The sequence below is a fragment of the Methylobacterium sp. EM32 genome (assembly GCF_040593685.1).
Lineage (GTDB): Bacteria > Pseudomonadota > Alphaproteobacteria > Rhizobiales > Beijerinckiaceae > Methylobacterium.
In genome coordinates this window covers 68,795-75,155 of sequence record NZ_JBEXZS010000033.1, presented here as the reverse complement: position 1 = coordinate 75,155, position 6,361 = coordinate 68,795, and the positions used below count along the sequence as shown (strand labels likewise).

Annotated in this window: 8 protein-coding genes; 1 reads left to right on the top strand and 7 read right to left on the bottom strand. The window is 71.4% G+C overall.

Annotation, left to right across the window (positions count from 1 at the left end; genetic code table 11):
• The 7 genes from ABZT49_RS05370 to ABZT49_RS05340 all read right to left on the bottom strand — a co-directional run.
• Window positions 1-1,371 (bottom strand): HWE histidine kinase domain-containing protein (locus tag ABZT49_RS05370; RefSeq protein WP_407943446.1); only part of this gene is annotated, 1,371 nt, incomplete at its 3' end.
• A 129-nt stretch (window positions 1,372-1,500) separates the two neighbouring features.
• Window positions 1,501-1,854, bottom strand: a complete 354-nt coding sequence (locus ABZT49_RS05365; protein WP_407943445.1) for a DUF3088 domain-containing protein — start codon at window positions 1,852-1,854, stop codon at window positions 1,501-1,503.
• Between the two features lie 10 nt (window positions 1,855-1,864).
• The gene (locus tag ABZT49_RS05360) at window positions 1,865-2,443 is read right to left on the bottom strand and encodes a cytochrome b (protein WP_355284007.1); all 579 of its coding nucleotides are present in this window, start codon (window positions 2,441-2,443) and stop codon (window positions 1,865-1,867) included.
• Window positions 2,444-2,562: 119 nt separating this feature from the next.
• Window positions 2,563-3,330: a TetR/AcrR family transcriptional regulator gene (locus ABZT49_RS05355; protein WP_355284005.1), complete on the bottom strand. Its 768-nt coding sequence runs from the start codon at window positions 3,328-3,330 to the stop codon at window positions 2,563-2,565.
• 164 nt (window positions 3,331-3,494) lie between these two features.
• Complete coding sequence (gene proC / locus ABZT49_RS05350) at window positions 3,495-4,310, bottom strand: pyrroline-5-carboxylate reductase (RefSeq protein WP_355284002.1); 816 nt, start codon at window positions 4,308-4,310, stop codon at window positions 3,495-3,497.
• Window positions 4,307-4,810: a YbjN domain-containing protein gene (locus tag ABZT49_RS05345; protein ID WP_048466719.1), complete on the bottom strand. Its 504-nt coding sequence runs from the start codon at window positions 4,808-4,810 to the stop codon at window positions 4,307-4,309. The genes proC and ABZT49_RS05345 overlap by 4 nt, the downstream gene beginning before the upstream one ends.
• Before the next feature lie 279 nt (window positions 4,811-5,089).
• Window positions 5,090-5,392, bottom strand: coding sequence for an accessory factor UbiK family protein (locus ABZT49_RS05340; RefSeq protein ID WP_355283998.1), 303 nt, complete (start codon window positions 5,390-5,392; stop codon window positions 5,090-5,092).
• A 223-nt stretch (window positions 5,393-5,615) separates the two neighbouring features.
• Here ABZT49_RS05340 and ABZT49_RS05335 point away from each other — a divergent pair, with 223 nt between their 5' ends.
• Window positions 5,616-6,335 carry a response regulator gene (locus tag ABZT49_RS05335; protein WP_093571417.1) on the top strand — a complete coding sequence of 240 codons (720 nt, stop codon included), beginning with the start codon at window positions 5,616-5,618 and terminating at the stop codon, window positions 6,333-6,335.
• The last annotated feature ends 26 nt before the right edge of the window (window positions 6,336-6,361 follow it).

The following is a 6,361-nucleotide window of genomic DNA, read 5'->3' as shown; positions in this document are numbered from 1 at the left end:
AACTCGGCGATCTTCTTGCCCCCGTCCTCGATCTTGTTCGCGAGCTTGACCCCGAGCGGCAGCTTGCCCTCGAGGTCGTAGCGCGACTCGATGCAGGCGCCCGTCCGGAGTCACCTCCCAGGTCAGCAGCACCCGACCCGTCTCGGTCGAGAGCGCGCCGTACTTGACCGCGTTGGTCGCGAGTTCATGCAGCGCCATCACGAAGGCGAGTGCCAGCCGGGGCGGCAGGCGGACCGACGGGCCGTCGATGGTGAAGCGCAGGCCCGCGCCGGTGCGGAACGGGCGGAGAGCCTCGTCGGCGATCTCCGCCAGGGTCGCACCCTCCCAACTCTCGCGAGTCAGCACGTCGTGGGCGGCCGAGAGCGATTGCAGGCGGGCGTTGAAGGCCTTGCGCGCCTCGTCGAGCGAGGTGGCGTGCGTCAGGGTCTGGTTGGCGATCGACTGGATCGTCGCCATCGAGTTCTTCACCCGATGGTTGAGCTCCTCGGCGAGCAGCGCCCGGTGCTCGTCGCCGCGCTTGCGCTCGGTCACGTCGAGGGCGACGCCCGCCATGCTGAGCGGCATGCCGTCCGCGTCGTAGAAGGGCTGGCCGCGGATCTGCAGCCAGCGCACCTCGCCGGCCGGCGTGCGGATCCGGTACTCGATGTCGTAGTCGCTGCGGGTCTCGATCGAGGCGCGGACCGCCGCCTGCATCCGCTCGCGGTCCTCCGGCAGGATCGTGCCGAGCAGGTCGTCGTAGGTGAACGGCTCGCTCGGTTCCCAGCCGACGTTGAGCTTGCAGCGATCCGAGGCCACCAGCCGCATGTCGGCGAGATCGAGGGTCCAGGAGCCGAGGCGGGAGGCCTTGAGGATGAAGTGCAGCCGCTCCTCGCTCCGCCGCAGGGCGAGCGAGCGCCGCTCGATCTCCCGCTCCAGGGCGTCGCGGTCGCGCTGCAGGCGCACCAGCCGGTCGCGCTCCAGCGTCACGTCGAATTGCGAGGCGAAGAAGTAGGTGAGCTGCCCGTCCTCGTCGAAGACCGGCGAGACCAGCAGGCGGTTCCAGAACGCCTCGCCCGTCTTCTTGTGGTTGAGGAGGTCGATCTCGACCGGGACCCGGCGCGCGATCGCATCGCGGATCCGCGCGACGTCGGCGGGGTCGGTCTCGGGCCCTTGCAGGAAGCGGCAGTTGCGGCCGACGATCTCGTCCCGGGCGTAGCCGGTCAGCCGCGTGAAGGCGTCGTTGACGAAGACGATCGGGTTGTCGGGCTGGTGCGGATCGGTGATCACCATCGGCATGCGCGTCGCCCGCACGGCCGCCGCGAACGGATCGGGACTGGCGCCGGTCCGGATCAGCTCGGTCGCGATGCGGCTGTCGTCGCGGCGCTCGGTCACGCTGGCGTCGCCTCCTTCACCGGGGGACCGGGTGAGATCTCTCGCTCTCACGTCTCTTGTGTCATCGCCAACGGCCCGGCTTCGCGCAACGCCCGCGGTTGCTGCAAAAGCGCGCATCCGGCGCGTCCCTCACGGATGCAGCTCCGGAAAGCCGTGGCGCGCGTGCAGGGCCTGCAGGATCGCGTCCTTGTCGTCGGTGAAAAGCAGGTCGCCGTGGCGGCCGGTGGCGAGGCCATCCGGCGCGTCGGGGGCGAAGACCAGGAGCGGCAGCGACTGGTGGTCCTCGCCGAGCCGGTCGATCAGCGCCTGCCGCGGGCGCGGCCAGGGCAGGCGCGTCACGTCGAGGCGCTCAGTGAGGGCGGGAAAGCCCGCGAGCACGCCCTCGATCAGGGCGCAGTGCGAGCAATAGAAGCGCCGGCCCGGTAAAGCCGGGTCGGTGAAGTCCGGCGCCAGCAGGTAGAGGTGGTCGCGCAAGATCGTCACGCTCCGGAAGTCAGACGTCCTGGCGCGGCAGCATCCGGTCGAGCAGGGCGTCGCGCCGGGCGATCAGGTGCCAGGCGGTCGCCAGCACGTGCAAAGTCACCAGGGCGTAGACCGCGTACTGGCCGGCCAGGTGGATCTGGTCGGCGAGCTTCGCCACCGCCTCGTTCTTCGCCATGAAGGGCGGGATCGGGAACAGGAAGAAGTACTGCGTCGTGTTGCCGGCGGCGGCCGACATCACGAAGCCGCTGAGTGGCATCAGCAGGAACACGAGGTAGAGCAGCCAGTGATTGATCCGGCCGAGTATGGCCAGGCCCTTCGGCACGAAGACCTCCGGCGGGGCCGGGTGCCAGGCCCGCCACAGGATGCGGATCGCCACGATGGCGAAGATCGTGATGCCGACCGACTTGTGGAGCTGGAAGTAGAAGCCCTTGGCCGGGCTCGCCGGCAGGCTCGTGGCGATCCAGGCCAGCGGCAGCACCGCCAGCACCAGGGCGGCGGTGAGCCAGTGCAGCCCCTGCGCCACGGCCGAGTAGCGCGGCTGCTCGACGCGGGCGATCGGGACCGGCGCGCGGGTGGACAGGTCGAGCATCCGGGATGATCCTCACGGGGCCGCCGTCGCGGCGGGGGCTGGTCTACCCCCGCAGGCTAGACAATGCGCGACGCATGGTCACCCTGGAATCGCTCGAATTGGCGTGGACGGACGCGGCGTCAGATCGCCGCCGCCGGATCGCCCCCGTCCTCGTTCCGGTCGTCGTCGCGGCGCTCGCGCCGGCGCCTGCGGCGTCCGCCCTCCGCGAGGGACTGGGCCAGCGCTCGGAACGGCGCGGTCAGGCGGCGCACGTCCTCGGCGCGCTCCATGAAGCGCTCGCCGTTGCGGATCTCGCGGTCGAGCGCCGCCATGGTGCGGGCGAGGGCCGGGTCGTCGTCCTCGAGCCACACCTCCATGACGCGGGCAAACGCGATCACCACGCCCTGGAGCTTGACGCGGCCGAGCGGCCCCTCGGTGCTGATGCCGGCCGAGGCCAGCATGAAGCGCTGCGAGTTGAGCGCGACCTGGTTGAGGGCGGCGAGTGACAGGGGGTCGCCGCGCAGCGCGAATGTGATCCGCCGCAGGGCCGGCTTGTAGGGGTCCATTGCGTCGAGGCGGCGCATCAGCACGTCGAACAGCCGTTCGCGGGTCGGCTCGTCGTCGAGGTCGTCGCTGGCGCCCTCGAGCACCTGCTTGTCGATCATGCGGGCGAAGCCGCCGAGCACCGCGCCCTTCGACGGGTAGGCGTCGCGGAACTCGCCCAGGGTCACCCCGGCCTCCCGGGCGATGTCGGCGATCTCGATGTCGTTCCAGGGCTGCTCGGCGGCCAGCCGCATCAGCGCCTCGACGATCGCCTCCCGCGGCGGCAGGCGAGTGGCCTCCGGCGCGCCGCCGTGCTGCGTGTCGCCGGATGCCGTGCCGTCGGGCACCTTGGGGGTGCGGGCCATGGATGGACGCTCCGATACCGTTGAGGCGAAGAGGGGAGCGCTCACGCGCCCCCGAGGCGGATCGCCGCCCCGACCGCCTATCTAGGGATCGCCCCGCCCGCCGGGCAGGGGGCCGCGGCGTCGCGCCCGGGTGAGGTCCCGGTGATGCGACGCGCCCGAGACGGTCAGCCCGCCAGTTCCCCGGCCCGGCTCTTGGCCGCCGCCACGGCCGCGCGCATCAGGGGGCTCAAACCCTCCTCGGCCATCAGCACGCCGAGCGCCGCCGCGGTGGTGCCGCCCGGCGAGGTCACGTTCCGGCGCAAGGTCCCCGGCTCCTCGGGGCTCTGCCCGAGCAGCTCGCCCGCCCCCGCCACGGTCTGGCGGGCGAGGCGCGCCGCCACCGCGGCCGGCAGGCCGGCGGCGATGCCGGCCTCGGCAAGGGCTTCGGCGAGCAGGAAGACGTAGGCCGGGCCGGAGCCCGAGACCGCCGTCACGGCGTCGATCAGGTCCTCGCTGTCCAGCCACTCGACGAGGCCGATGCCGGAGAGGAGCGCGTGCGCCGTGCGGCGCTGGTCCTCGGTGGTCTCGGGCGAGGCCGCGGCGCCGGTGGCGCCCCGGCGGATGCTGGCGGGCAAGTTCGGCATCGCCCGCACCACCGCGCGGGCGCGGGGCAGGCGGTCCTTGAGGTTGGCGATGGTCTTGCCGGCGAGCACCGAGACCACGACCGTGTCCGGCCCGGCAAGCGGCGCGACCGAAGCGGCGGCGGCCTCCAGGCCCTGCGGCTTGATCGCCAAGACCAGGGCCTCGGGCTCCGCCGGGCTCTCCGGGTTGAGGGCGATGCCGTGGGCGGCGCAGAGCGCCACCATGGCGGGGGCGGGGTTCGGATCGACGACGGCGACGCAGGCGCCCGGCAGCCCGTCGGCGAGCCAGCCTTCGAGCATCGCGCCGCCCATCTTGCCGGCACCGACCAGGACCAGCGAGGCGGGCAGAGTGCCGCTCACGCCTCGCCCTCGGTCTCGAACAGCACGGCGTCGAGGGCCTCGCGGGCGCTCTTGCCGGCCCAGATCACGAACTGGAACGCCTGGAAGTAGCGCTCGCAGGCCTCGACCGCGGTCTTCAGCATGGTCTCGCACTGGCCGTGCGTCGGCTCGGCGCCGCCGGTGAGCAGGAGCGCGTGGCGGAACATCACCACGTGCTCGCTGTTCCAGAGGTCGAAATGGCCGACCCAGAGCTGCTCGTTGACGAGCGAGACGAGCCGCAGCACCTCGTTGCGCCGCCGCTCCGGCACCTTCAGGTCGAAGGCGGAGGCGACGTGCAGCGCCTCCACGTCCTCGATCCACGTGAAGGCGACGTGGTACTCGGCCCATCGGCCGGCCACGGCCACCGACATCTCGTCGGTCTCAGCCCGATCGAAGATCCAGTCCCGGAGGGAGGCGAGGCGCTCGACGACATCGAGCGGGTGCTCGGCGCGGTTCAGGTCGTCGATGTTGAGCTGGGTCATGGCGATCCAAGTTTGGCTCGTCCGAGCGGGAAACAGCTGCGTCAGCGAACGCGGCGAGTGTCGTCTTCAAGGCAGATCGCGACCCGGGCACGGTCAGGGCGTGCAGGCGAAAAGCTTAAGTTCCGACTTGTCTCCCCAGAGCGGCTGCGAATCAGGGCGTGACCCACTATAGCCCGGGCGAGTCCAGGGACTCAAAGCGGAAAGCCGCGGCGGCGGCGGCGTGCCGCCGGCTATCCACCGAAGCTTCCTGTGCACAAGCGGGACGCGTCCGGACGACGATCAGGCGGTCGCCGTGCCGCCGGCAGGGGGGCTCGTCGGCGCGCTCTTCGGTGCGCCCTCGGCGCCGGGGGCGGCTTCCAGCGCCGCGACGCGGGCAGTCAGCGCGTCGTTCTGGGCGCGCAAGGATGCGACGAGATCGCGCAGCACCTCGACCTCCTCGCGGGTCGCAACGTCCATATCCCGCAGCATGCGCTCGATCTGAGCCTTGACCATGGTCTCGGCCTCGCGGCGCACGCCCTGGGCCGCGCCGGCGGCGTCGGTCATCAGGCGGGCGAAGTCGTCGAACAGGCGGTTCTGCTGCATGGAAAAACTCCGGGGCTGGTCGGTGATGCACAGCCCTAATGCATTTCAACCCGGATTGGGCCCCGGTCCGGGCTCCCCATCACGCGAAAATGCGGCACCATCGCGATGGGGCCGCCGGCGGCGGGCTTCGGTTGCGCGACGGTGTCGCGGGCGGGGCCCAGCAACAGACGGTTGCACAATGGTGGCTTCAAGCAAAACCCGGTCTCGGGCATAAGGCGGAACCGTGAGCACGACACCGCACATCCTGATCGTCGAGGACGATCGCGAGATCAGCACGCTGGTCGCCCGCTATCTCCGTGGCAACGATTGCCGGGTCTCGATCGCCGGCGACGGCCGCGAGATGGACCGGCTCCTGGCCGATTCCCGCGTCGACCTGATCGTCCTCGACCTGATGCTGCCGGGCGAGGACGGCCTGTCGATCTGCCGGCGCCTGCGCGCCGCCTCCGGCATGCCGATCCTGATGCTCACCGCGAAGAGCGAGGAGATCGACCGGATCGTCGGGCTTGAGATCGGGGCCGACGACTATCTGGCCAAGCCCTTCAACCCGCGCGAACTCCTCGCCCGCATCCGGGCGATCCTGCGCCGCGGCGCCGCCGCGCAAGGGAGCCGCGACGACGAGGGCGTGCGCCGCCACGCCTTCGCGGGCTTCGTGCTCGATGCGGGCCTGCGCCAGCTCCTCAACCCGGAGGGCGCGCAGGTGTCGCTCACCGGCGCCGAGTTCGACCTCCTGCACGCGATGTGCCTGCGCCCGGGCCGGGTGCTCTCCCGCGACCAGCTCCTCGACCTGACGCAGGGGCGCGCGCCGGGGCCGTTCGAGCGCAGCATCGACGTGCTGGTGAGCCGCATCCGCCAGAAGATCGAACGCGATCCGCGCAACCCGGAGATGATCAAGACCATCCGCTCCGGCGGCTACCTGTTCACGCCGGAGGTGGTCTCGACATGACGGGCGTCTCGCCAGGACGGGCAAGG

What these genes read in the sequence shown, in the direction of transcription:
- ABZT49_RS05360 (WP_355284007.1), bottom strand. Translation starts at nt 2,443, where the DNA reads ATGCTCGACCTGTCCACCCGCGCGCCGGTCCCGATCGCCCGCGTCGAG.
- ABZT49_RS05355 (WP_355284005.1), bottom strand. Translation starts at nt 3,330, where the DNA reads ATGGCCCGCACCCCCAAGGTGCCCGACGGCACGGCATCCGGCGACACG.
- ABZT49_RS05345 (WP_048466719.1), bottom strand. Translation starts at nt 4,810, where the DNA reads ATGACCCAGCTCAACATCGACGACCTGAACCGCGCCGAGCACCCGCTC.
- ABZT49_RS05340 (WP_355283998.1), bottom strand. Translation starts at nt 5,392, where the DNA reads ATGCAGCAGAACCGCCTGTTCGACGACTTCGCCCGCCTGATGACCGAC.